This is a genomic window from Sandaracinus amylolyticus (assembly GCF_000737325.1).
In the GTDB taxonomy this organism is placed as follows: domain Bacteria; phylum Myxococcota_A; class Polyangia; order Polyangiales; family Sandaracinaceae; genus Sandaracinus; species Sandaracinus amylolyticus.
Genome location: NZ_CP011125.1, coordinates 110470 through 133254, shown reverse-complemented (window position 1 = coordinate 133254; position 22785 = coordinate 110470). Strand labels below are relative to the sequence as shown.

Below are 22785 nucleotides of genomic sequence, written 5' to 3'. Positions count from 1 at the left end.
CCGCGGCGGCGGGCGTCATCCGTCAGCGCGCGCGCAGGTTCTTCGCGGCCAGCGTCGCGGTCTGCTCGATCCGCGCCGCGCGCGTCTCGGGCTTCTTCGCGGTGCGGATCCACTCGAGGATCATGTGCTTGGTGGACTTCGGGAACGCCTCGAAGTGCGCGCGCGCGTTCGGGAGCGCGTCGAGGCGCGCCGCGAGATCGTCGGGGACCTTCAGCGCGTCGCTGTCGTTCAGCGCGTCCCAGGCGCCGGTCCGCTTCGCGAGCTCGATCGCGTCGAGCCCGCGCGGCTCGACGCGTCCCGCCGCGAGCAGCCGCGCGACCCGCTCCTTGTTGGGCTTGGACCACACGCTCTTCGGCTTGCGCGGCGTGTAGAGCAGCATCGTGCGCTCGTCGTCGAGCTTCGAGGCCTTGCTGTCGATCCATCCGAAGCAGAGCGCCTCTTCGATCGCTTGCTCGTAGTCGAACGTCTGCTTGCCGCTCGATTTCTTGTAGGTGACGAGCCACACGCCGCGCGAGGTCTCGTGGTGCTTGGCGAGCCACGCGCGCCACGCGGCGCGATCCTCGGGCTGCAGGCGCTCGAGCTGGTCGAGCGCGCTCGCGGTCTTCGTCGTCTTCTTGGTCGCCATGATCACTCCGAGGCCGCGCGGCGGCCCTGCTCGCGGTAGAGCCACTGCGCGTTCACGAGCAGCACGAAGAGCGCGGCCGACATCGCGAAGTACCGCACCTCGGGCCAGCGCGCGGAGACGAGCAACGCGACGAGGTTCGCGAGCGGGATGAGCGCGAGCCGCACGTCGAGCGCGACCACCGCCATCCCCGAGACGCCGAGCCACACGGCGATCGAGAGCACCTCGGACGTGCTCGGCTCGAGCCCCACGAGGTACGCGGCGGCGTGGAGCGCGCTGGTCGCGACGACCGCGACGCAGAACGAGAGGTGCGCGACGCGGTTGAACACCGTGGCGACGATCCAGTCGCGTCCCAGCACCACCGCGACGATCGCGCTGACCGCGAGGACGAGATGGAGGCCGGCGAGCCCGCTCCAGGTGCCCGCGCCGATGCGCTCGCCGAAGAGCCCGAGGAGCGGGAGCGCGACCCACACGCTGCCGAACGCGAGGTTCAGGCGTGCGCGCGCGCGATGGTGGATCGCGGGGTCGGCCTCGCGTCCTCGCGCGGCGAGCGCTTCGATCTCCTCGCGCGCTCGCGACGCGCGGGAGAGCGCCTCGTCGACGCGCTGCGCGAGCTCCGCGGGCGGCGTGGCGATCGTCGCGAGGATCTCCCGTGCCCGCTCCGGCGCTTGCGAGGCGAGCGCGTGCTCGACCATCGCGAGCTGGGCCTCGCGCAGCGCGCGCTGCGCGACGGGGCTCTCGGGCCAGCGCGCGAGCGCGTGCTCGAGCGCGAAGCGACACTCGCTGAAGAGCGCGGCGACGCGCACCCGGTGCTCGGCGTCCGGTGGGGCCGCGATCGCCTCGCGCAGCGCGACGAGCCGCGCTTCCGCGTCGCGCGCGAGCAGCGACGAGCCGCGGTGCTCGAGGTACGCGGTGAGCGCCTTCTTGAGCGCGTCGGCGGACGCACAGCGCGCGGAGCGATCGCGCGCCATCGCGTGCCGCACGATCGACGCGAGCTCGTCGTCGACGTCGGCGGGGATCTCGGGCGCGGAGCGCGCGGCCTGCAGCAACACGGCGAGCGGTGTCTCCGCGAGGTGCGGCGCCGAGCCCGCGATGATCTCGAACAGGATCGCGCCGAGCAGGTAGACGTCGGTGCGCTCGTCGAGCCCGGAGGGCGGCGCGAGCACCATCTCGGGCGCCATGTACACCGGCGTGCCTGCCATCTCGGTCGCGTCGGTCGCGCGGAGGATGCGCCCGCCGTGATCGTGGGTGAGCGAGAGCGCGATGCCCCAGTCGAGCACGTACACCTCGCCGAACTCGCCGATCATCACGTTCTCGGGCTTCAGATCGCGGTGGATGATCCCCTTGGTGTGCGCGTAGTGCACCGCGTTGCAGACCTGCACGAGGATGCCGACGTGCCACGCGAGCACGTCGGCGACGCCGAAGCGGCGCGTGACCTCGGCGGGATCGCGCAAGAGCGCGCTCCACTCGGTGCCGTCGATGCGCTTCAGCACGATCAGCGGCGCGCCCTGATCGAGCACGATGTCGTAGACCGGGACGATGTTCGGGTGCTCGAGGTAGCCCGTGACCCACGCCTCGCGGAGAAGGCGCGCCGCGTGCTCGGGCCCCGTGGCCTTCACCGACTTCACCGCGACCTGACGCGAGAGCGAGCGCTGGGTGCCGAGCCGCACGACCCCCATGCCGCCCTCGCCGAGCACGCGACCGAGATCGACCTGCGCCGGCGGTCCGACCAGGTCGCGCAGGTCGCCCTCGAACGAGCGCTCGGCGCCGTCCTCGGAGCGCGTCACGGGCAGCCGGCGATCGATCGCGGCGATCGTCTGCGCCTTGTCGGCGAGCGTGTGCGCCCAGGAGATCGACTCGTCGGACATCCGGAGCGCGACGTTAGTCGGTTTCGCGCGCCCGCGTCAGCCACCCGCCGCACGCGCGCGGGCGACCAGCGCGACCATCGCCTTGCGCACCTCGTTCGACGTCGCGACCGGCGCGTCGAACGCGATGCGCGCCGCCTTCGGGCCCGCGGGCGTGATCGCGGCGAGCTCGAAGCCGTAACGATCGACCGCGGTCATCGTCGCGGCGCTCGCCTCGGCGATCCCGGCGAGCGCGCGCGCGTACGCGAGCACCGCGTCGGCGTGATCGTCGTTCATGTGCTCGAGGATCCCGGCGGCCGCGTCGGCGAGCGGATCGGGCTCCGCCGCCGCGTAGTCCTCCGCGCTCACCCACGACATGCGGCCGAACCCACCGACGTAGCGCAGCGCGATCGGGTCGAGGCGGTAGAACGCGAAGTCGCCGAAGTCGACGTACGACGCGGCCTCGGGCTGGATCGCGAGGAACGCGGCGCGCGCCGCGGCGCGCTCGGGCTCGGGCACGACGCGGCAGGGCCCGAGCAGCGTGACGCGGCCGAGCGCGAGGCGCTGCGCGTGACGGTCCGCGGGCTCGCTCAGCAGGATCGACGCGTCGGCGCGCGCGTCGAGGTTCTGGGTGTGCTCGGCGAGCCTCGAGAGGAGCAGGAGCGGCCTGCCGCGCGCGTCGATCGCGACTGCGACCAGCGATCCGTAGGGGTACCCCTCGGGGTCGCGCGCGATCGTGCACAGGGTGCCCGAGCGCACCTGCGCGGCGAGGGTGCGGCAGCGCTCGGCGTGGCTCGGCGCGCGAGCGCCCGCGCGGGGTGTCGCGCTCGCGGTGGGCTTGGGACCGGCGTGATCGCTCGACATGCGATCCCAGTAGCACGGTCCCGCAGGACTCGATCGTGCACGCCCTCCGCGCGATGCAGAGCGACACCACGACGGTCTTCCTCGGCGGTGACGTGATGACCGGGCGCGGCATCGATCAGATCCTGCGCGCGCCCGCGTCGCCCGAGCTCCACGAGGAGTGGGTGCGCGACGCGCGCGACTACGTGCGGCTCGCCGAGGACGCCAACGGTCCGATCCCGCGTGAGGTCGAGGACGGGTATGTGTGGGGCGAGCTCGCGGACGAGCTCGCGCGCGTGGCGCCGTCGGCGCGCGTGGTGAACCTCGAGACGAGCCTCACCGCGCGGGGTGAGCCCTGGCCGGACAAGCCGGTGTGCTACCGGATGAGCCCGTCGAACGTCGGGTGCCTGCGCGCGGCGCGCATCGACGTGTGCACGCTCGCGAACAACCACGTGCTCGACTACGGCGAAGTGGGGCTCGCGGACACGCTCGACACGCTCGCGCGCGCACACATCGCGGTCGCGGGCGCGGGCATCGACGGCCCGCACGCGCAGCGCCCGGCGCGCGTGCCGCTCGCAGGCGGTGGCGATCTCGTGGTGCTCGCGGTGGGCTGCGAGGACGCGGGGATCCCGAGCGAGTGGGCCGCGAGCGCGGAGCGGGCCGGGGTCGACCTGCTGCCGGATCTCACGTCGCAGTCGATCGCGCGTCTCTGCGACCGCGTGCGCGCGATCGATCGCGCGGGCGATCTCGTCGTGGTGTCGATCCACTGGGGCAGCAACTGGGGCGACGACGTGACGCTCTCGCACGTCGAGCTCGCGCACCGCGTGATCGACGCGGGCGGCGACGTGGTGCACGGGCACTCGTCGCACCATCCGCGCGCGATCGAGGTGCACGGCGGGCGCCCGATCTTCTACGGCTGCGGCGATCTGCTGAACGACTACGAGGGCATCCACGGCCACGAGGCGCACCGTCCCGATCTCGCGCTCGCGTACTTCGCGGAGCTCGAGCGATCGAGCGGCGCGCTGGTGTCGCTCGTCATGCAGCCGCTGCGGATGCGCAAGCTGCGGCTCGAGCGCGCGTCGCGCGAGGACGCGGAGTGGCTCGCGGCACGGCTCGATCGGGTGTGCGAGCGCTTCGGCAGTCGCGTCGTGCTCACGGACGACGATCGTCTCGCGCTGCGTTGGTCGTGAGCTCGCCGCGGCTCTGGCCCGATGCATGCGCGAGCACCTCGCCGGCGATGACCTCCGGCTTCTCGGGGAGGAACTCGGCGAGCTGCTGCTCGACGAACCGCGAGGCCGCGCGCACCGACTCCTCCGCGCCGCGCTCGTCCCGGTAGACGCTCACCGAGATCAGCGAGCCATCCTCGGCAATGAAGCAGTAGTAGTCGACGAATCCGTCGATTCGCGAGATCAGCGGGACGAAGCCGCGCTGGATGCGCGCCATCAGCTCCTTCTCGTCGCCTTCCACCTTCCGGTACTTGCGGACGGCCAGGTACATCCTCTCGCTCCTCTCGCGCCGCGGTCGATGCATCACCCGAGCCGAGCGGCCAGCTCGCATCGTGCTCACGGGCGCGGATCGTCCGGCGCATCGCGGGTCCCGAGCTCGTCGTGGTACGCCGTCGCCGCGGCGCGCTCGGCCTCGCTCCCTCCGCCGCGGCGCAGCGCGACCTCGAGCACGCGCAGCGCGGCCTCGACATCACCCTTCGACTCGGCGAGACGGGTGGCGATGCGGAGCGCACGCGCGAGCTCGCTCTCGCTCGCCAGCGCCACCGGATCGTCCTCGATCGAGCGCGCGTTCGGCTTGCCGATGCGCAGCCAATTGCCGCTGGGATCGACCGCGCCGAACTGCCGCGTGCCGTACGACGTGTCGATCGGCTTGGTGAGGCGCGGCATGCCGCGGATGGGCACGCGACCGAGCGCGCGCTTCAGCCCCGCCGCGAACGACGCGTGCAGCGCGTCGGGATCGGGCACCCGGATGTAACAGGTGCTGTACGACGTCGCCGGGTCGTAGCGAGGCATCGCGAAGAAGTGCAGCTCGATGTCCTCGCGCCGGACCACGACGTACCCGTTGGGCCGTACCTGCCGGTGCGTGACCGCGAACCCCAGCGCCTCGTAGAACGCGATCGTCTCGTCGATCGAGCGCACGGGCAGGATCGGGATCGTCACCTCGCCGGCCATCGCTCACGCCTCCTTCCGCTCGAGGTGCTCCGCGATGCATCGCAGCATCCGCGCAGCTTCCTCGAGCTCGGTCGTCCCGAGCGCGCGCCCGAGCGCGTTCGCCCACCGCGCGTGGGCCTGGTGCACCCGCGCGAGCGCTCGCGCGCCCTTCGCAGTGACGACCATGAGCTTCGCGCGCGCGTGCCCCGGGTTGTCCTTCCAGCGCACCAGACCCTCGCGCGCGAGCGCGTCGGCGGTCTGCTGCACCGTCTGCCGGCGCAAGCCCATCGCGCGCGCGACGTCGGCGACGCTCGCCGGCTCGTGCTCGACGACGCCGAGCACCTGCCAGCGCGCGCTCGTGAGCCCCGCGGGCGCGGTGAGGCGATCACCTGCCTCGAGCAGAAGCCCGTTCAGCCGGAACACCTCGACCGCGAGCCCCGAGAGCGCCGTCCCGGCGCGTGTGAGCGTCATCGCGCGACGATGGGCGGATGACAGGTGCCTGTCAAATTGGATCACGAACGCGAAGGGCCGCGCTCCGGCTCGGGAGCGCGGCCCTTCGTCGGTCGTGCGCGATCCGCTCAGGCGCGGCGGCGGCGCATCACGATGGCCATCGCGAGCGCCGCGAGCGCCGCGAGCGCGCCCGTGGTCGAGCCGCTCGCGCTGCGGCCGAGCACGACGCAGCCACAGCCCGAGCCCGAGGCCGCGACCATCGTGCCCGCGTCCGTGCCCACGCCGGCGTCGCGATTCGCCGTGCCGGCATCGCCCATCGGCATGCCGCCGTCGGGCGTGCTCGGCTCGTCGTCGTCGTCGCACGCGGCGCCGACCCCGTCGCCGTCGGCGTCGAGCTGGTCGGCGTTCGCGACGAGCGCGCAGTTGTCGGCGCCGTCGTCGACCCCGTCCGCGTCGTCGTCGCCGTCGCACACGTCGCCGGCGTCGTCGGAGTCGGTGTCGAGCTGATCGGGGTTGGCGATCGACGCGCAGTTGTCGTCGACGTCGTCGACGCCGTCGCCGTCCTCGTCGCCGTCGCACGCGTCGCCCTCGCCGTCCGAGTCGGTGTCGGTCTGGGCGGCGTTGTCGACGAGGCGGCAGTTGTCCTCGCCGTCGTCCACGCCGTCGGCGTCGGAGTCGTCGTCGAGGTGGTCCGGCGTCTCGTCGCCGTCGGTGTCGACCGGATCGGTCGCGGGATCGTCGTCGCCGACCTCGACCGCGTCGTCGATGCCGTCGCCGTCGCTGTCGTCGTCGAGCGCGTCGATGATCTCGTCGCCGTCGGTGTCGAGCGGCGCGCTCGTGTCGTCGCCGACCTCGAGCGCGTCGCCGATCGTGTCGCCGTCGCTGTCGACCTCGAGCGGGTCGGTGCCGAGCGTCTCCTCGTCCTCGTCGGAGAGGCCGTCCTCGTCGTCGTCGGCGTCGCACGCGTCGCCCGCGTCGTCGCCGTCGGTATCGAGCTGGTCGGCGTTCGCGGCGAGCGCGCAGTTGTCGGCGCCGTCGAGCACCGAGTCGCCGTCGTCGTCGGTGTCGCACGCGTCGCCCGCGTCGTCGGCGTCGGTGTCGAGCTGGTCGCCGTTGGCGACCGCAGGGCAGTTGTCGGCATCGTCGGCGACCGAGTCGCCGTCGAGATCGCCGTCGCACGCGTCGCCGATCGTGTCGCCGTCGGCGTCCGCCTGGTCGGGGTTCGCGACGAGCGCGCAGTTGTCGGCGCCGTCGAGCAGGCCGTCGCCGTCGTCGTCGGTGTCGCACGCGTCGCCCTCGGCGTCACCGTCGGCGTTCGCCTGATCGGTGTTCGCCATCAGCGCGCAGTTGTCGGTGGTGTCCGCGACCGTGTCGTCGTCGTCGTCGAGGTCGCAGGCGTCGCCCTCGGCGTCGGCGTCGTTGTTCGACTGCGACGTGTTCGCGATCAGCGCGCAGTTGTCGCTCGTGTCCGCGACGGTGTCGTTGTCGTCGTCCGCGTCGCAGGCGTCGCCTTCGGCGTCAGCGTCGTTGTTCGACTGCGACGTGTTCGCGATCAGCGCGCAGTTGTCGGTCGTGTCGGCGACGGTGTCGTCGTCGTCGTCGGCGTCGCAGGCGTCGCCTTCGGCGTCAGCGTCGTTGTTCGACTGAGACGTGTTCGCGATCAGCGCGCAGTTGTCGGTGGTGTCCGCGACGGTGTCGTTGTCGTCGTCGAGGTCGCACGCGTCGCCCTCGGCGTCGGCGTCGTTGTTCGACTGAGACGTGTTCGCGATCAGCGCGCAGTTGTCGGTGGTGTCCGCCACCGTGTCGTTGTCGTCGTCGAGGTCGCAGGCGTCACCCTCGGCGTCGGAGTCGTTGTTCGACTGCGACGTGTTCGCGAGCAGCGCGCAGTTGTCGGTCGTGTCCGCGACCGTGTCGTTGTCGTCGTCGAGGTCGCAGGCGTCGCCCTCGGCGTCACCGTCGTTGTTCGACTGAGACGTGTTCGCGATCAGCGCGCAGTTGTCAGTGGTGTCCGCGACGCTGTCGTTGTCGTCGTCGGCGTCGCAGGCGTCGCCCTCGGCGTCGGAGTCGTTGTTCGACTGAGACGTGTTCGCGATCAGCGCGCAGTTGTCGCCCGTGTCCGCGACCGTGTCGTTGTCGTCGTCGAGGTCGCAGGCGTCGCCCTCGGCGTCGGAGTCGTTGTTCGACTGAGACGTGTTCGCGATCAGCGCGCAGTTGTCGCTCGTGTCCGCGACGCTGTCGTTGTCGTCGTCGAGGTCGCAGGCGTCGCCCTCGGCGTCGGAGTCGTTGTTCGACTGAGACGTGTTCGCGATCAGCGCGCAGTTGTCAGTGGTGTCAGCGACGCTGTCGTTGTCGTCGTCGAGGTCGCACGCGTCGCCCTCGGCGTCACCGTCATTGTTCGACTGAGACGTGTTCGCGATGAGCGCGCAGTTGTCAGTGGTGTCCGCGACGGTGTCGTTGTCGTCGTCGAGATCGCACGCGTCGCCCTCGGCGTCACCGTCGTTGTTCTCCTGCGCCGAGTTCACGATCAGCACGCAGTTGTCGAGCACGTCGACCACCGCGTCGCCGTCGTCGTCGAGGTCGCACGCGTCGCCCATCGTGTCGCCGTCGGTGTTCACCTGATCGGCGTTGGCGATCAGCGGGCAGTTGTCGCTCGCGTCCGCGATCGCGTCCGCGTCGTCGTCGCCGTCGCACGCGTCGAACACGCCGTCGCCGTCGGCGTCGGCGCCCGATGGGTCGAAGCAGTAGTCGACCCGCACCGCGCTCATCGCGGGCGTGCTCGCGCCCGAGGATCCCATGTCGAGCCGGTAGAAGAACGTCGCTCCGCGCCACGCGAGCGCCGCGAGCGAGACCGTGCCCGCGCCCGCGCTCAGCACGTCGTGCCCGCCGTCGGTGCCGGCGCTGCTGAGCCACGCCGCGCCGTCGCGGCTGAACTGCACGCGCGCCGTCGTGCCCGAGGGCAGCGCCGAGAGGTCGTACGCGAACTGATCGATCGAGCCGACGAACGTCGCGCCATCGAGCAGGTTGCGCGACTGCACGCGACCGCTCGTCGCATAGAGCGCGGACGACACGTCGGCGGCCGGCGCGGTCGTGCCCACCAGCGCGCTCGTCGAGTCGACGTGGATGCGTCCGCTGCCGCCCGCGCCGCCGCTGTTCTCGGGACGCCCGAGCGACGTGCCCTGCGCACCGCCGGTCGCGGTCACGCGCGACGTGCCGATGCTCGCGCTCTCGGCCTGGAGGAGGATCGATCCGCCCGCGCCGCCCGCGCCGCCGCCGGTCTCGCTGATCCCGTCGCTGCCGTTCGCGCCGTTCGCGCTGATCACGCCGGCCACGCTGATCGTGCGCGCCGCGATCCACACGATGCCGCCGCCGTGGCCGCCCGCGCCGCCGCCGTCGGGGTTGTCGCCGTCCTGACCGCCCGCGCCGCCGCCGGGGCCCATGAACAACGTCGCGAGGCTCGCGACGCCGAACGCGGCGCCGCCCTGCGCGATCGTGCGCCCGCCGGCCCAGCCGCTGCCGCACTCGTAGAACACGCCGAGGCCGTTCGCGCCGCTGGTGCCGTAGCCGCCGCCACCGCCGCCCTGGCCCGAGTGGCACCACTCCGCGTCGCCGCCGCCGCCACCGCCGAACGCCGCGGTCGTCGTGCGCGTCGTGTTGTTGCGAGTCGGGCTCTCGCCCGCGATGCCGACGCTCCACGTCGCGCTCGGCGATCCACCGCCGCGGAAGCCGCGGCCCGTCATCGTGATCGTGCCGTTCACGGTGAGCGCGCCGCTCGCGCGCAGCGCGAGCACGCCGCCGCGCGTTCCGTCCCACGCCGCCGCGGTGAGGGTCGCGCCCGCGGCGACCGTGACCGTCGTGTAGCTCGGGATGCGCTGCACCACGACGCGTCGCCCGCCGCCGATCGTGAGCCCTGCCGCCACGGGCGACGCGAGCGTGAGCGTCGTCCCCGAGATCGCCGCGATGGTGAACGCCTGGTAGCGCCCGGTCTCGCTGCCGGTGCCGCCCACGTCCTGCATCGCGATCACGACGATGTCGTCGCCGACCGCGAGGCCGGCCGCCGAGGCGACCGTGATCGAGCTCGCGCCGGCGCTGGCGGTCGCGGTCAGCGTCGTCGCGATCGCGTCCGCGGTCGCGCGGCCCGAGCACGACTGCGTCGAGAGATCGATCGTGCCCGATGCGACGTTGCACGGGCCGTCGGCGCCATCGCCGAACGAGACGGACTGCAGCGCGAGCCGCGCGCGCCCGCCGCTCAGGTCGTATGCGGTGGAGGCTCCGGCGTCGACGCGGGTCGCGTCGTCGTAGGAGTCCGACACCGAGCCCAGGTCCGCGAGCGCGACCTGGGTCGGGGCGAGCATCGCGAGCATCAGCAGCGCGACTCGTGGCGCGCTCAGGAACCGTCTTCGTGTCTTCGTCACCGATCCCCTCCGTCGGCGACGACGATACAGTATCGGAAGACGGATTCACTAGTCGCGGAATTTCTCGTCTGCGATCTGTCGGATCCGCGACAAATTCTGCATGCCGCTCAGCCATGCGCGTCCGTGCTCGCGGCCACCGGACGCGCTGCGATCCGCTGCGGGCGGACGCCGCGCTCGCGCGCCATGCGGTCGAGCTCGCCCTCGAACAGCGCGACGAGGCGACGCGGATCGGGCACCACGGCGGAGTCGGCGCGCACGCCGACGTGCACCTGGCCCGCGTAGCTCAGCAGGCTCACCCCGAGCGACAGGCGCGGGTGCGGCACCCAGAACACGATCTCGCGCAGCGGCACGCCTGCGATCGCGATGCGCTCCCGCGGCCCGGGCACGTTCGTGACGACGAGGGACGCCTTGCGCACGAAGACCTCCTCGAGCAAGCGCGCGACGCGCAGCGGCACGCGGCCCATCAGCTCGAGGATGCCGAGCGAGATCAGCGCGTCGGAGCCGCGCTTCGCGCGCGCGATGGTCGCGTGGAGCGCGCGCTCGCGCACCGCGTGATCCATCACGTCGATCGGCAGGTCGACGTAGACCAGCCCGAACCAGTTGCCGTGCTCGAGATCGATCGGCGCGTGAGGCGGGCGCAGGTTCACCGGCACGAACGCGCGCACCGGCGGGCAGCGCTCGCCGCGCTCCTGGAGATAGAGCCGCAGCGCGCCGGTGAGCGCGCCGAGCAGCGCGTCGTTGACGGTCTCGCGGCCGCGATGTGCGGTGTCCTTGATGCGGTCGAGCGGGAGCCCGCGCGACCAGCTCGCGACGCGATGTCCGGTGGGATGACGTCGCAGCGCGCTGGGCGGATCGAACGACAGCCGCGCGAGCTGCGCGACCGAGCGCGCGCCGGCGAGCACGAGGCGCGGCACGTCGCGCACCCGCGGCGATCCCGCGAACGGCCAGGCCGAGGCGCGCGCGCGCGCCACGCGCGCGTCGGGGTCCTCGTCGGCGAGCGAGAGCAGGATCTCCATCAACGCGAAGCCGTCGCCCATGCAGTGGTGGACCTGCACGACGAGCGCGGTGCCCTCGGCGAGCCCTTCGATCATCACGACCCGCCACGGCGAGCGCGACCAGTCGAACGGATCGCTCATCAACCCGCTGACGAGCGCCTCGAGCTCGACGCGACCGGCGGGCGGCGTCAGGCGCGTGCGCGACACGTGGCGCGCGATCGAGAAGTCGGGCTCGTCCTCCCAGCGGGGCGCGGCGTCCCAGCGCGCGACGACGCGCTGGCGGAAGCGCGGGTGCTCGAGCAAGCGCTCCTCGAGCCGCGCGCACAGCACGTCGACGGCGAGCGTTCCGTCGAACGAGAGCACGCTCGTGACGTCGACCGGATTGCCGCGATGCTCGAGCCGGTACCACGCCGCATCGGTGGCGGTGAGCGGACGTGCCGGGGTGTGTCGCGCACGTTTCGACATCACGTCGTCGTTAGCTACGTACCGTGCGAGCGCGTGCAATCGCACCACGGTCGGCGGCGCGTCGGGCCCCGCTGCGCGATGCCACGATCGCGCACGACGCATCTGGAACGCGCCGCGCGAACTCGGTACACATCGCGGCGTCGCTGGGGGCAATCGATGAGCACGAACCGGATCGTCGTGGTGGGCGCGAGCCTCGCGGGTGGCAGAGCGGCGGAGACGCTGCGTCGTCAGGGCTGGGAAGGCGAGATCGTGCTCGTCGGAGAGGAGCCGCACCGGCCCTACGATCGCCCGCCGCTCTCGAAGAAGTTCCTGCGGGGACAGGTCGCGGAGGAGAAGCTCGCGCTGCGGCCGCTCGCGCACTACGAGCGGCTGAAGATCGAGCTCGAGCTCGGCGCGCGCGCGACGTCGCTCGATCCATCGGCGCGCACGATCACGCTCGAGAGCGGGCGGCGCATCGGCTGGGACCAGCTGATCATCGCGACCGGCGGGCACGTGCGGCGGCTGACGTGCCCGGGCGCGACGCTCGAGGGCGTGCACTACGTGCGCACGATCGAGGACGCGCGGACGCTGCGCGAGGAGCTGCGCGCCGGCCGCCGCGCGGTGGTGATCGGCGCGGGCGTGATCGGGTGCGAGGTCGCGGCGTCGTGCCGCGAGGAGGGCGTCGCGGTCACGATGATCGAAGCGGCGCCGCTGCCGCTCCTGCGCGCGTTCGGGCCCGAGGTCGGGCGGATCTACGCCGACGTGCACCGCGGCCACGGCGTCGATCTGCGTTGCGGCACGGGCGTCGAGCGGCTGGTCGGCGAGCGCCGCGTCGAGGCGGTGATCACGAGCGCGGGCGAGCGCGTCGAGTGCGACTTCGTGGTGGTCGGCATCGGCATCACGCCCGCGGTGCAGTGGCTCGAGGGCGCGGGGATCGCGCTCGACGGGCACGTGGTGGTCGACGAGCACATGCAGACGTCGATCGCGGGCGTGTACGCGGTGGGCGACGTCGCGCGCGCGTGGGATCGACGGCTCGGACGCCGGGTGTGCGTGGAGTCGATCGACAACGCGCAGACGCAGGCCGTGGTCGCCGCGACGCGCGCGGTGGGCAAGGACGCGGCGCACGCGACGGTGCCGTTCTTCTGGTCGGATCAGTACGACCTGAAGCTGCAGAGCGTGGGGCACGTCGGCGACTTCGATCGCGTGGTGGTGCGCGGCTCGATCGAGGAGCGCGCGTTCGTCGCGTTCCACCTCGAGCAGGGCGTGCTGCGGTTCGCGATCGGCGTGAACCGTCTGCAGGAGCTCGGCGCGACGAAGAAGCTGATCGCGGCGGGCGCGTCGGTGCCGGACGCGGTGCTGGCGGACGCCGACGCGTCGCTCGCGGAGTGGGTACCGAAGGCGACGTGACCGTTTCTCAACCATCTGGTTGACGAACGAGGGTGGGGCGCGCTATCGCTCAACCACATGGTTGAGAACGACGTCGCCCAGCTCGATCGCGTGTTCCACGCGCTCGCGAGCGCGCCCCGCCGGGAGATCCTCCGTCGCACCGCGCACGAGCGCTGCACCGTCGGACAGCTCGCAGCGCACTTCGACATGTCGCTCGCCGCGGTCGCGAAGCACGTGAAGGTGCTCGAGGACGCGGCGCTGCTGCGCGCCACGCGCGAGGGTCGCCTGCACTGGTGCGAGCTCGATCCCGCCGCGCTCGAGCCTGCGCGCGCGTCGATCGAGGAGCTGCGCGCGCACTGGAACGGCAAGCTCGATCGCCTCGAGGCCATGCTCATCGCGGAGCTCGCGCCGGGGCCGCGGACCCCGCGACGAACGACGAAGCGCGCGAAGGGACGGCGGCGATGAGCGACGCCTCGCGCCTCGTCGTCACGCGCGTGCTGCCCGCGCCGATCGCGCGCGTGTTCGACGCGTGGACGCGCAGCGAGACGCTCGCGCGCTGGTTCACCTGCACGCCGGCGTGGGACGCGACCGCGGAGAGCGATCTGCGCGTCGGCGGGCGATATCGCGTGGTGATGCACGAGGGCTCGCGCGTGGCGGGCGTCGCGTACGGCGAGTACCTCGAGATCGATCGGCCGCGACGCCTGGTGTTCACGTGGAGCGCGGAGGGCAACGCGCCGGTGCAGGGCAGCGTGGTCACCGTCGAGCTCGAGGCGATCGGCGCGCGCACGCGCCTGACGCTCACGCACGATCTCGATCCCGGCTCGGAGGTCGGGCGCGCGCATGCGCGAGGCTGGGACGGGACGCTCGCGCGGCTGTGCGGGTGGCTGGAGGGCGCGTGAGCGCGACGTTCGAGGCGCTGCTCGACGTGCTCGCCGCGAACCCGCGGACGGCGGCGTGCGTCGCCGAGCATCGCGCGCGGAGCGGAGGCCGCGCGCGGTTCGGCGCGCGCACGCTGAAGGTCGACGGGCGCATGTTCGCGATGCCGTTCGAGGGCGCGCTCGTGGTGAAGCTGACCGAGGCGCGCGTCGCGGAGCTCGTCGCCGCGCGCGTCGGCGCGCCGTTCGATCCCGGTCACGGCAGGAAGATGAAGGCGTGGCTGGCAGTGCCACCGCGCGATGCGGCACCGACGTGGCTGGAGCTCGTGCTCGAAGCGCACACGCTCGCGGCCGCCGACACGAAGAGGAGAACGAGATGAGCGCTGCGAACGACTCGCTCGCGATCGCGCGGGCCTACCATCGAGGGTGGACGACGAAGCACTTCGAAGACGCGGTGCGCCTGCTCGCGCGCGACCTGATCGTCGAGGTCCCGATCAACGCGTACCCCGACGCCGAGTCGTTCGCGAGAGCGCTCGTCGCGTTCGGTGGGATGACGACGCGCGTCGAGCTGCTCTCCGAGCTCGCCGGCGACGATCAGGCGATGCTGCTCTACGACATGGATGTGACGGGCCTCGGACGGCTGCGCGTCGCCGAGCACTTCACGGTGCGCGACGGCGCGATCACGCGCATCCGTCAGATCCACGACACCGCCGCGCTGCGCGCCGCGGGGTTCGCCGGCTGACGCGCGCTCATCGCGTCGCGCTCGGGCTCTCGTGCGCGGCGAGCTGCGCGCTGCGCGGGAGCAGCAAGCGGAACGTGGTGCCCTGCCCGACCACGCTCCACACGTCGAGCGTGCCGCCGTGGGCCTCGGCGATCCCGTGCGCGATCGCGAGCCCGAGCCCGGCGCCTCCGCGCCGGGCGCGTGCGCTCTGCCAGAAGCGATCGAACACGTGCGGCAGATCTTCGGGCGCGATGCCGCACCCGGTGTCGTGCACCTGCACCTCGATCGCGCCGGGCACGAGCCGCACGTCGACGTCGATGCGGCCGCCCTCGTGGGTGAACTTCAGCGCGTTCGCGACGAGGTTCGAGAGCAGCTGGAGCACGCGGTGGCGGTCGATCGAGAGCGGCTCGAGCGCATCGGGCACGTGCGCGTCGAGCGCGATCCCGCGCGCCTCGGCGAGCGGCCGGTGCAGCTCGATCAGCTCGCCGATCACCGTTGCGATCGAGGTCGGGCGCCGCTCCAGCGGGATGGTTCCGCTCTCGACGACCGCGACGGTGAGCAGATCCTCGACGAGCTGCGTCGCCTGACGGATCGACCGGCGGATCACGTCGGCGGCGACGCTCGATCCCTGCGGCGTCGAGAGCATGCCCGCGCTCATCGCGATCGCCTGGAGCGGCGTGCGGAGGTCGTGGGCGACGAACGCGAGCACGTCGTCGCGCAGGCGCTTGGCGTCGAGCGCCGCGCGGTGCTGGCGTGCGGCCTCGATCGCGAGAGCGGCTCGCTCGGCGAGCGCGCGCGCCAGCACGAGCATGCTGCCGTCGAAGCGGCGCGCGTCGTCGACGTGCGCCATCAGCAGCGCGCCCATCGCGCGGCCGCGCGCGACGAGCGGGACGATCACGAGAGACGTGGGCGCGAGCGCGCGCGCCTCCGCGAGCGCTGCGGGCCGCTCCGACGCCGCGACGAGCCAGGCGTCGTCGACGTGCTCGACGAGACGAGCGCGACAGTCCGCGACGACTCGATCGATCGCGGCGCCGAACGGGCGCACGCGCGCGCTCCACGGGCCGTGCTGCGGGTCGCGATGCGCGAACGCGACGCAGGACACCTCGTCGACGAGCTCGATCGCGCACAGGTCGGCGATGCGCGGCGCGACGAAGTGCACGAAGCGGTCGAGCGTGGTCGTGAGGTCGAGCGACGCGCCGAGCACCGGGCCGAGATCGGCGAGGCAGGCGAGCGCTTCCTCGGCGCGGCGGCGCTCGGTGACGTCGTAGAAGGTGAGCGTCGTGCGCTCCTGGCCCTTCGCGTCGCGGTAGAGCGTCGACGAGATCATCGCCGGGAAGCGCGTGCCGTCGCCGCGCACCATCGTCATCTCGGCGATCACCCAGCCGTGTCGACGGCGGTGCTCGAGCGCGGGCTCGAGCCGCGGATCGTGGGTGTCGACGATGCCGGCGCGTCCGACGCGCAGGATCTCTTCCTCGGAGCGGGCCAGCATGCGACAGGCCGCGGGGTTCGCCGCGAGCACGGGCCCCTCGGGCGCGGTGAGCAGCCAGCCCGTGAGGCTGTGCTCGAACATCGCGCGGTGTCGCTCCTCGCTCTCGCGCAGCGCCTCGCGCATGCGGTGCTCGTCGTCGACGTCGCGGAAGAAGAACGCGAGCCCGTCCTCGTAGGGCGCGACGCGGTACTGCATCCACCGGCCGAACTGCGGCGAGACGATCTCGAGCTCGACCGGCGCGCGGGTGCGCTCGGCCTCGCGCATGCGCCGCTCGAGCTCGCTGCCGAGCGCGCGCGGGAAGAGATCCCACAGCACGCGCCCGAGCATCTCGCCGCGCGGTCGGCCGTAGAAGCGCTCGGCCGCGCGGTTGAGGAACACGTAGCGCCACTCGCGATCGAACACCGCGAACCCGTCGCTCACGTGGTCGAGCACCGCCGCGAGCCGCTCCTCCACGGCGGGCGCGGCGAACTGCTCGAACGCGATCACCGCGCCTCGATCGCGCTCGAGCGGCACGACCTCGATCGTCGTCGCGACCATCGTGCCGTGCGCGACGACGAGCGACACCGAGAGCCGCGAAGGTGAGGCTGCGCGCACCGCGCGGCGCAGCGCGGTACCCGCGCCCGGGAGGAACCGGTCGATCGGCGTCCCCGCGAGCGCCACGCGAGCGCCGCCGAGCGCGCGCGCGAGCTCTTCGCTCGCTCGCGAGATCCGCAACTCGCGGTCGACGATCGCGATCATCCTCCGGGAGCGATCTCGTGCCCGAGGCGTCGCCGACCAGAGGGGCGATCGATCACAGCCATCGGGTCGTGCTCACGACGGCGCCTGCGCGTGCCTACGATCCGGAGGTGGCCACGGACGGGCCCGCTCCCCGCGCACCCTTCGTGCTCACGATCGACGTGGGCACGTCGTCGGCGCGTTGCGCGCTCTACGACGCGAGCGCGCGGCCGGTGCCGGGCACCACGGCGCGGCGCGCGCACGAGGTCGCGACGAGCGCGGGCGGGGGCGCCGAGCTCGACCCCGACGCGCTGATCGCGAGCGTGGTGGCGCTGATCGACCAGACGTTGTCGCGCGCCGGAGCGCTCGCGCGAGAGATCGTGTGCGTCGCGCCGGGCGGGTTCCTCCACACGCTCGTCGGGCTCGACGCGAAGGGTCGCGCGCTCACGCCGGTGCACCTCTGGATGGACGCGCGGAGCGACGCGGACGCAGCGCAGCTCCGGCGCGAGCTCGACGAGCGCGAGGTGCACGCGCGCACCGGGTGCATGCTGCACTGGAGCTACCTGCCCGCGAAGCTGCGCTGGATGCGGCGCACCGATCCCGCGCGTTTCGCGCGCGTCGCGCGCTTCGTCTCGTTCCCGGATCATCTCGTGGCGCAGCTGCTCGGTCCGGGGCCGACGAGCATCTCGCTCGGCGCGGCGAGCGGGCTCTTCGATCAGCATCGGCTCGACTGGGACGACGAGATGCTGCGCGCGGTCGGGATCACCCGCGCGCAGCTGCTCGAGATCGCGCGCGACGATCGGCGTCTCTCACCCTCGCGCGGTGCGATCGCGCAGCGCTGGCCCGCGCTCGCGCGCGTGCCGTGGCTCGTGCCCCAGGGCGATGCCGCGCTCAGCAGCATCGGCGCGGGCTGCGCGACGCGCGAGCGCGCTGCGCTGATGGTCGGGACGTCGGTCGCGCTGCGCGTGCTGTTCCGCGCGCGCGAGGTCGCGATCCCCGACGGCGTGTGGGGCTACCGCGCCGACGAGACGCGCATGTTGCTCGGCGGCGCGCTGAACGACGGGGGCAGCCTCGTCGCGTGGCTCCAACGCACGCTGCGGCTGCCCGAGCACGACGCGCTCGAGGCCGCGCTGCGCGAGCCCTTCGACGATCGGCTGCTCGTGCTCCCGCTCTGGGCGGGCGAGCGCAGCCCGGGATGGGCGGGCCGCGCGCACGGCGCGATCACCGGGCTCGCGCTGCACACGCGCGCGGTCGACGTCTATCGCGCGGCGCTCGAGGGGATCGCGCTGCGCTGCGCCGAGCTCGACGCACGGGTGCGTGATGCGGTGCCCGAGGTGCGCGAGGTGGTCGCGACGGGCGCCGGGCTGCTCGCGTCGACGGCGTGGCAGCGCATCGTCGCGGACGCGCTCGGTCGTCCTCTCGTCGTCTCGAGCGAGGGCGAGGCGTCGAGCCGCGGCGCTGCGCTCGTCGCGCTCGATCGGCTCGGCATCGTGCCGGGCGTGATCGACGGGATCGCGCCGAGCGGTCCGGTGATCGCGCCCGATCCCGCGCGCCACGCGCGGTACCGTGCGCTCGGCGAGCGACAGCGCGCGCTCTACCGCGCGGTCGTCGATCACGACGAGACGGGAGGATCGTGATGCAGATCGGATTCGTGGGGCTCGGGAAGATGGGCGCGAACATGGTGCGCCGGCTGATCGAGCGAGGAGGCCACGAGGTCGTGGTGTGGGATCGCGACCCGCGCGCGATCGCCGAGCTCGCGCGCGCCGGCGCGCGGGGCGCGGAGAGCCCCGAGGATCTCGCGCGGACGCTCGCCCCGCCGCGCGTGATCTGGCTGATGGTCCCGGCCGGCGCGCCCGTCGACGAGGCGCTCGACGCGCTCGCCGGCAACACGACCCGCGGTGACGTGTTCGTCGACGGCGGCAACTCGTTCTACAAGGACTCGATGCGCCGCGCCGGCGCGCTCGCGGCGCGCGGCCAGCACCTGCTCGACGCGGGCACGAGCGGGGGCGTGTGGGGACGCGAGCTCGGCTACTGCCTGATGATCGGCGGCGCGCCCGAGGCGTTCGCGCACGCGCGGCCCGTGCTCGAGACGCTCGCCCCGCCCGACGGCTTCGCGCACGTCGGCGCGAGCGGCGCCGGGCACTTCTGCAAGATGGTGCACAACGGCATCGAGTACGGCCTCATGCAGGCGTACGCCGAGGGCTTCGCGCTGATGGAGGCTTCGCCCTTCGAGTTCGATCTCGCGAAGGTCGCGACGCTCTGGAACCAGGGGAGCGTCGTGCGCTCGTGGCTGCTCGAGCTCGCGCAGCGCGCGTTCCAGGACGATCCGCGACTCGAGAAGGTCGCGGCGTGGGTCGACGACACCGGCGAGGGCCGATGGACGGTGCAGGCCGCGGTCGAGCACGCCGTGCCCACGCCCGCGATCGCGGCGGCGCTCTTCGCGCGCTTCCGATCGCGCCAGGAGCAGAGCTTCGCCGATCGCGTGCTCGCGACGCTGCGCAAGCAGTTCGGCGGTCACGCGACCAAGCCGCGCGCGTGAGCGCTCAGCGCGCCGGCGAGACCTCGCGCGGTCCGCGCGGGTGCCGCTCGAGCACCACGGTGCTCGCCTGCGGGCCCTTCTCGCCCTCGCCCTCCGCGAGGACGAAGCGCACCTCGTCGCCGAGCTGCAGCTCGCCGAAGCGGCCGCGCGCGACGGCGTGCTCGTGGAAGTAGACCTGCAGCGCGTCGTCGGTCTCGAGGAAGCCGTACTGATCTTCGGGCACGAGGCGGATGACGCGCCCGCGCGACGGCTCCTCGTGGGTCTTCACGTCGCCGCGCATCCGGCGCGCGTGGTCCTCGAGCTTGCGGCGCGCCGCGTCGAACGCGTCGCGGATCGACACGTACGGATCGTCGTGCGCGTGGTTCACCTCGGGCTCGCGCGAGATGACGACGTCCTCGCCCGGCACCGCGACCTCGACGCGCACGCCGTAGATGTTGCCCTTGTGATGGTGGTGGTGCGTCTCGCTCACCGTGACGTGGCACCCGACGACGTTCGGATGGAAGCGCTCGAGCTTGTCCACCTCGCGACGGATCCGATCCTCGATCGCCGGGGACGGCTCGAGCTCGTGGAAGCTGATGCGCAGCGGGCTCTGCATCGATCGCTCTGCTCCTTCCGAGAGCGACGTAGCCGCGTCGCGAGCTGATCCCGCGTTTCAGAACGTGCCGCTCACGAAGAGGCTCTGCTCGTTCGCGTCGACCTGCGGCGTCACCCGGAACGTGAACGCCGGCGGCACGCTCGCGCGATCACCGCCACGTCGGATCGGGTGGGCATAGTGCAGCGCCCACGGCAGCACGAACCCGAGCAGGCCGCCGATCGCCGCGCCCGCGAAGACGTCGCTCGCCCAGTGGAGGTCGGTCATCAAGCGATACGCCGCGACCGTGCTCGCGAGCGCGAGGCTCCCGCCGCACATCAACGTCGCGCCCTCGCTCGAGCCGGTCAGCCACGGGTTGTTCAGGTGGTGCGAGCACACGAGCCCGGCGCTCGCGAGCACGACGAGCGTGTGCCCGCTGACGAAGCTCGCGTGTGGCCCGACTCCGTCGTCGCCGCAGTCGCGCTCGGCGTTCGGATCGCCGTTGCACTCTCGCGCGCTCGGGCGCTCTCGACCGACGAAGCGGGTCGTGAGCGCCGAGATCCCGTAGGCGATCGAGAGCACCTCCGCGTCGATCAACGCCATCTGCGCCATCGCATCCCAGTCCTGGTGGACCAGCCCGGCGAGCACGAACGCGTCGACCGCGATGGGCCACGCGGTCATCACGAAGAACACGGTGTCGCTCACGCTCGCCGCGAGCCGGCGCGCTTCGGGCGTGCGCAGGCGCATCACGTCGCGCACCTCTTCGTCGAGCGGCAGCGGGCCGCGCCATCGCGTGCCCACGTCGGGCTGTGCGAACGTCACGATGTGCCCGGTCGCCTGGCCGAGCACGAGCGCGATCACCTCTTCGGGCATGAAGCGCTGCCAGCGCCAGTGCTCGCGTGGCTCGCGCTCCTCCTCGACGGGCTCTCCGAGCTCGCGCGCTTGCGCGTGCGCGGTGCTCGACGTGAGCGACGACATCGCGACGAAGCAGGCGACGGCGAAGCAACGACGGCAGACCACGAGGAGCTACCTAGCCGCACGGGTCCCGATTCGTTGTCCCTCGCGAGGTGACGCGTCGATGCCCCGCGGTGCGCGCCGTCGCGCCACGCGGCGTCAATGCCCCAGTCGATCACACGCCGCGGTCGATCCCGCGAAGCACGCGCTCTCCAGCCCGGCGCGATCCATCGCGTCGAGCTCGGCGTCGCCGAAGCTCGGCGGTGGCGCGGGCTCGTCGGGCGCTTCCTCGGGCTCGTCGGGCGCGGCGGGCACCGGCTCGACGTGCACCGCGGACGGGCGCGCCTCGGGCGTCGACGCGCTCGGACCGCATGCGATCGCGAAGAGCGTGATCGCGATCCCGATCGCGCGCATCACGCGTCTCCCGCACAGACGCGGCGCACCTGCTCGTAGACCGCGGGGTGGTTCTGGAGCTGGTGGTGCAGCACGCCCCCGAAGTGCTGCACGTCGATCGGGAACGTGCGGTGCGTGAGCCGCTCGCCGCACGCGCTCGGCGAGAGCACGAGCAGATCGCCGATCACCTTCGCGACGAGGTGATCGCGATCGGCGGTGATGGTCGCGGACAGGAAGTGATAGGCCGCGTGATCGAGCAGCGGGATCTCGCGGCACGCGTCGTCGCGCAGCGCGTCGGGATCGCGACCGAGCCAGTCCTCGTCGACCAGCTTGCCGCGCCCGAGGTCCTTGATGCCCGCGCTGCGCGCCTCGATGAGGCGCGCGGGGATGCGCGTGCCCGGCGTGTCGATCGCGCCGAGCACGCGCGCGGCGACGAGCCCCACGCGCTCGAGCGGCGCTCCGTGGTGCGGTGATCCGAGGCTGATCACGCGCTTCACCTTCGCGGTCCACAGCAGGCCTTCTTCGCTCGCGTAGTGACACGCGCTGCGCACCACGAGGCCGCCCATGCTGTGCCCGATGAGGACGATCTCCTCGATGGGCACCGGGTACGCGTCGACGAGCCGCGCGATCTCGCCCGCGAGGCGCCGGCCGTTCTCCGACACGTGCCGGCCGGTGTTGTAGCGCGCGAAGATCGGCGTGTACCCGAGGTCGCGCGCGAGCAGCGTGCCGAAGCTCGCCGCGGGATCGCCCCAGTACGCCTCGGACTCGAGGCACCACGACCACTCGGTCGCCATCAGGCCGTGCACCAGCACCGCGACCTTCGGGGTCGCGCCCTCGAGCACGCGCGCGACCGCGTCGCGATCCACCGGCGCATCGAGCGGCAGGTAGGCGTCGGCGTGGCGCAGCTGCATCCCGAGATCGAGCCCGTTCGAGCGCGCGTGGAGGCGATCGCCGATCGCGCCGTTCACGACGCCCATCGCCGCGTCGCCGATGCCGCGCATCGTGCGCAGCGCGTCGGAGCGCATCGGCACCGCGGGATCTTCGAGCGGCAGCCCCTTCATCCGCACCGCGTGCTCCGCCGCGTCGAGCCCGACGTCGGTCACGACCTCGACCGCGCGGTTCACCGCGCGGATCGTCGCGAGCACGCCGTGCGTCGTCACCCGTCGCACCTCGTCGACGGCGCGCGCCGGCTCCGCGAGCGGCTCGATCGCGCCGAGCACGCGCATCACCGTTCGCGACGTGGACTCGTGCCCTTCCTCGACCAGCTCGGTCGTCGCGTCCACCGCGTCGTGCACCAGCGCCTTGAGCCCTCGCCAGCGTCGCATCGTCGCGCCCTCCCGGGCGCAGTGTAGCGCCGCGACGTGAGCACGACGTGAGCGT

General features: G+C 72.8%; 21 protein-coding genes. 8 read left to right on the top strand and 13 right to left on the bottom strand.

Annotated features, from left to right (window positions below):
- Positions 1-22: 22 nt before the first annotated feature.
- The 3 genes from DB32_RS00540 to DB32_RS00530 are packed head-to-tail and all read right to left on the bottom strand — an operon-like array spanning position 23 to position 3330.
- Positions 23-625, bottom strand: a complete 603-nt coding sequence (locus tag DB32_RS00540) for a YdeI/OmpD-associated family protein (protein WP_053230446.1) — start codon at positions 623-625, stop codon at positions 23-25.
- Positions 626-627: 2 nt separating this feature from the next.
- Positions 628-2490, bottom strand: a complete 1863-nt coding sequence (locus tag DB32_RS44870) for a serine/threonine-protein kinase (protein ID WP_053230445.1) — start codon at positions 2488-2490, stop codon at positions 628-630.
- Positions 2491-2526: 36 nt separating this feature from the next.
- Positions 2527-3330, bottom strand: coding sequence for a HugZ family pyridoxamine 5'-phosphate oxidase (locus DB32_RS00530; protein ID WP_053230444.1), 804 nt, complete (start codon positions 3328-3330; stop codon positions 2527-2529).
- 53 nt (positions 3331-3383) lie between these two features.
- On the opposite strand from DB32_RS00530, the gene DB32_RS00525 reads away from it, so the two are divergent.
- Complete coding sequence (locus DB32_RS00525; RefSeq protein WP_053238644.1) at positions 3384-4496, top strand: CapA family protein; 1113 nt, start codon at positions 3384-3386, stop codon at positions 4494-4496.
- On the opposite strand, the gene DB32_RS00520 is transcribed toward DB32_RS00525, so the two are convergent.
- The 5 genes from DB32_RS00520 to DB32_RS00500 all read right to left on the bottom strand — a co-directional run bounded on the left by DB32_RS00520 (position 4459) and on the right by DB32_RS00500 (position 11784).
- Positions 4459-4803 carry a hypothetical protein gene (locus DB32_RS00520; protein WP_075097417.1) on the bottom strand — a complete coding sequence of 115 codons (345 nt, stop codon included), beginning with the start codon at positions 4801-4803 and terminating at the stop codon, positions 4459-4461. The genes DB32_RS00525 and DB32_RS00520 overlap by 38 nt on opposite strands.
- Positions 4804-4868: 65 nt before the next feature.
- Complete coding sequence (locus tag DB32_RS00515; RefSeq protein WP_053230443.1) at positions 4869-5483, bottom strand: bleomycin resistance protein; 615 nt, start codon at positions 5481-5483, stop codon at positions 4869-4871.
- Positions 5484-5486: 3 nt separating this feature from the next.
- Entirely contained in the window at positions 5487-5933 is a 447-nt protein-coding gene (locus DB32_RS00510; RefSeq protein WP_053230442.1) for a MarR family winged helix-turn-helix transcriptional regulator, read from the bottom strand.
- A 107-nt stretch (positions 5934-6040) separates the two neighbouring features.
- Entirely contained in the window at positions 6041-10324 is a 4284-nt protein-coding gene (locus DB32_RS00505; RefSeq protein WP_157068550.1) for a thrombospondin type 3 repeat-containing protein, read from the bottom strand.
- A 107-nt stretch (positions 10325-10431) separates the two neighbouring features.
- On the bottom strand, positions 10432-11784 hold the full coding sequence (locus DB32_RS00500) for a wax ester/triacylglycerol synthase family O-acyltransferase (protein ID WP_169791279.1): 1353 nt from the start codon (positions 11782-11784) through the stop codon (positions 10432-10434).
- Positions 11785-11940: 156 nt separating this feature from the next.
- Between DB32_RS00500 and DB32_RS00495 the strand changes: the two genes are divergently transcribed.
- Genes DB32_RS00495 through DB32_RS47825 form a run of 5 tightly spaced genes read left to right on the top strand, consistent with a single transcriptional unit; the run spans position 11941 to position 14766 of the window.
- Complete coding sequence (locus DB32_RS00495; RefSeq protein ID WP_053230439.1) at positions 11941-13170, top strand: NAD(P)/FAD-dependent oxidoreductase; 1230 nt, start codon at positions 11941-11943, stop codon at positions 13168-13170.
- A gap of 57 nt (positions 13171-13227) precedes the next feature.
- Entirely contained in the window at positions 13228-13614 is a 387-nt protein-coding gene (locus DB32_RS00490; protein ID WP_053230438.1) for an ArsR/SmtB family transcription factor, read from the top strand.
- Entirely contained in the window at positions 13611-14048 is a 438-nt protein-coding gene (locus tag DB32_RS00485; protein ID WP_053230437.1) for an SRPBCC family protein, read from the top strand. Before DB32_RS00490 ends, DB32_RS00485 begins: the two co-directional genes overlap by 4 nt.
- The gene (locus DB32_RS47830) at positions 14045-14404 is read left to right on the top strand and encodes an MmcQ/YjbR family DNA-binding protein (RefSeq protein WP_053230436.1); all 360 of its coding nucleotides are present in this window, start codon (positions 14045-14047) and stop codon (positions 14402-14404) included. The genes DB32_RS00485 and DB32_RS47830 overlap by 4 nt, the downstream gene beginning before the upstream one ends.
- Positions 14401-14766, top strand: coding sequence for a nuclear transport factor 2 family protein (locus DB32_RS47825; protein ID WP_053230435.1), 366 nt, complete (start codon positions 14401-14403; stop codon positions 14764-14766). Before DB32_RS47830 ends, DB32_RS47825 begins: the two co-directional genes overlap by 4 nt.
- A 7-nt stretch (positions 14767-14773) precedes the next feature.
- On the opposite strand, the gene DB32_RS00470 is transcribed toward DB32_RS47825, so the two are convergent.
- Complete coding sequence (locus DB32_RS00470; protein ID WP_169791278.1) at positions 14774-16948, bottom strand: ATP-binding protein; 2175 nt, start codon at positions 16946-16948, stop codon at positions 14774-14776.
- A gap of 131 nt (positions 16949-17079) precedes the next feature.
- On the opposite strand from DB32_RS00470, the gene DB32_RS00465 reads away from it, so the two are divergent.
- Complete coding sequence (locus tag DB32_RS00465; RefSeq protein ID WP_075097778.1) at positions 17080-18585, top strand: gluconokinase; 1506 nt, start codon at positions 17080-17082, stop codon at positions 18583-18585.
- Positions 18585-19487 (top strand): phosphogluconate dehydrogenase (NAD(+)-dependent, decarboxylating), encoded by a 903-nt coding sequence (gene gnd / locus DB32_RS00460; protein WP_053230432.1) that lies wholly within the window; start codon positions 18585-18587, stop codon positions 19485-19487. Before DB32_RS00465 ends, gnd begins: the two co-directional genes overlap by 1 nt.
- Before the next feature lie 4 nt (positions 19488-19491).
- Here the strand turns inward: gnd and DB32_RS00455 are convergent, their stop codons facing one another.
- The 4 genes from DB32_RS00455 to DB32_RS00440 form a co-directional block, all read right to left on the bottom strand.
- Positions 19492-20082 (bottom strand): HPF/RaiA family ribosome-associated protein, encoded by a 591-nt coding sequence (locus DB32_RS00455; RefSeq protein WP_053230431.1) that lies wholly within the window; start codon positions 20080-20082, stop codon positions 19492-19494.
- Positions 20083-20139: 57 nt separating this feature from the next.
- The gene (locus DB32_RS00450) at positions 20140-21036 is read right to left on the bottom strand and encodes a phosphatase PAP2 family protein (RefSeq protein ID WP_169791277.1); all 897 of its coding nucleotides are present in this window, start codon (positions 21034-21036) and stop codon (positions 20140-20142) included.
- Positions 21037-21171: 135 nt separating this feature from the next.
- Positions 21172-21426: a hypothetical protein gene (locus DB32_RS00445; RefSeq protein ID WP_053230429.1), complete on the bottom strand. Its 255-nt coding sequence runs from the start codon at positions 21424-21426 to the stop codon at positions 21172-21174.
- Complete coding sequence (locus DB32_RS00440) at positions 21426-22730, bottom strand: esterase/lipase family protein (protein ID WP_053230428.1); 1305 nt, start codon at positions 22728-22730, stop codon at positions 21426-21428. Before DB32_RS00440 ends, DB32_RS00445 begins: the two co-directional genes overlap by 1 nt.
- Between the last annotated feature and the right edge of the window lie 55 nt (positions 22731-22785).

What these genes read in the sequence shown, in the direction of transcription:
- DB32_RS00540 (WP_053230446.1), bottom strand. Translation starts at nt 625, where the DNA reads ATGGCGACCAAGAAGACGACGAAGACCGCGAGCGCGCTCGACCAGCTC.
- DB32_RS00440 (WP_053230428.1), bottom strand. Translation starts at nt 22,730, where the DNA reads ATGCGACGCTGGCGAGGGCTCAAGGCGCTGGTGCACGACGCGGTGGAC.
- DB32_RS00510 (WP_053230442.1), bottom strand. Translation starts at nt 5,933, where the DNA reads ATGACGCTCACACGCGCCGGGACGGCGCTCTCGGGGCTCGCGGTCGAG.
- DB32_RS00450 (WP_169791277.1), bottom strand. Translation starts at nt 21,036, where the DNA reads ATGTCGTCGCTCACGTCGAGCACCGCGCACGCGCAAGCGCGCGAGCTC.
- DB32_RS00500 (WP_169791279.1), bottom strand. Translation starts at nt 11,784, where the DNA reads ATGTCGAAACGTGCGCGACACACCCCGGCACGTCCGCTCACCGCCACC.
- DB32_RS47825 (WP_053230435.1), top strand. Translation starts at nt 14,401, where the DNA reads ATGAGCGCTGCGAACGACTCGCTCGCGATCGCGCGGGCCTACCATCGA.
- DB32_RS00490 (WP_053230438.1), top strand. Translation starts at nt 13,228, where the DNA reads ATGGTTGAGAACGACGTCGCCCAGCTCGATCGCGTGTTCCACGCGCTC.
- DB32_RS00525 (WP_053238644.1), top strand. Translation starts at nt 3,384, where the DNA reads ATGCAGAGCGACACCACGACGGTCTTCCTCGGCGGTGACGTGATGACC.
- DB32_RS00495 (WP_053230439.1), top strand. Translation starts at nt 11,941, where the DNA reads ATGAGCACGAACCGGATCGTCGTGGTGGGCGCGAGCCTCGCGGGTGGC.
- DB32_RS00530 (WP_053230444.1), bottom strand. Translation starts at nt 3,330, where the DNA reads ATGTCGAGCGATCACGCCGGTCCCAAGCCCACCGCGAGCGCGACACCC.
- DB32_RS00455 (WP_053230431.1), bottom strand. Translation starts at nt 20,082, where the DNA reads ATGCAGAGCCCGCTGCGCATCAGCTTCCACGAGCTCGAGCCGTCCCCG.
- DB32_RS00515 (WP_053230443.1), bottom strand. Translation starts at nt 5,483, where the DNA reads ATGGCCGGCGAGGTGACGATCCCGATCCTGCCCGTGCGCTCGATCGAC.
- DB32_RS44870 (WP_053230445.1), bottom strand. Translation starts at nt 2,490, where the DNA reads ATGTCCGACGAGTCGATCTCCTGGGCGCACACGCTCGCCGACAAGGCG.
- DB32_RS00485 (WP_053230437.1), top strand. Translation starts at nt 13,611, where the DNA reads ATGAGCGACGCCTCGCGCCTCGTCGTCACGCGCGTGCTGCCCGCGCCG.
- DB32_RS00520 (WP_075097417.1), bottom strand. Translation starts at nt 4,803, where the DNA reads ATGTACCTGGCCGTCCGCAAGTACCGGAAGGTGGAAGGCGACGAGAAG.
- DB32_RS00445 (WP_053230429.1), bottom strand. Translation starts at nt 21,426, where the DNA reads ATGCGCGCGATCGGGATCGCGATCACGCTCTTCGCGATCGCATGCGGT.
- gnd (WP_053230432.1), top strand. Translation starts at nt 18,585, where the DNA reads ATGCAGATCGGATTCGTGGGGCTCGGGAAGATGGGCGCGAACATGGTG.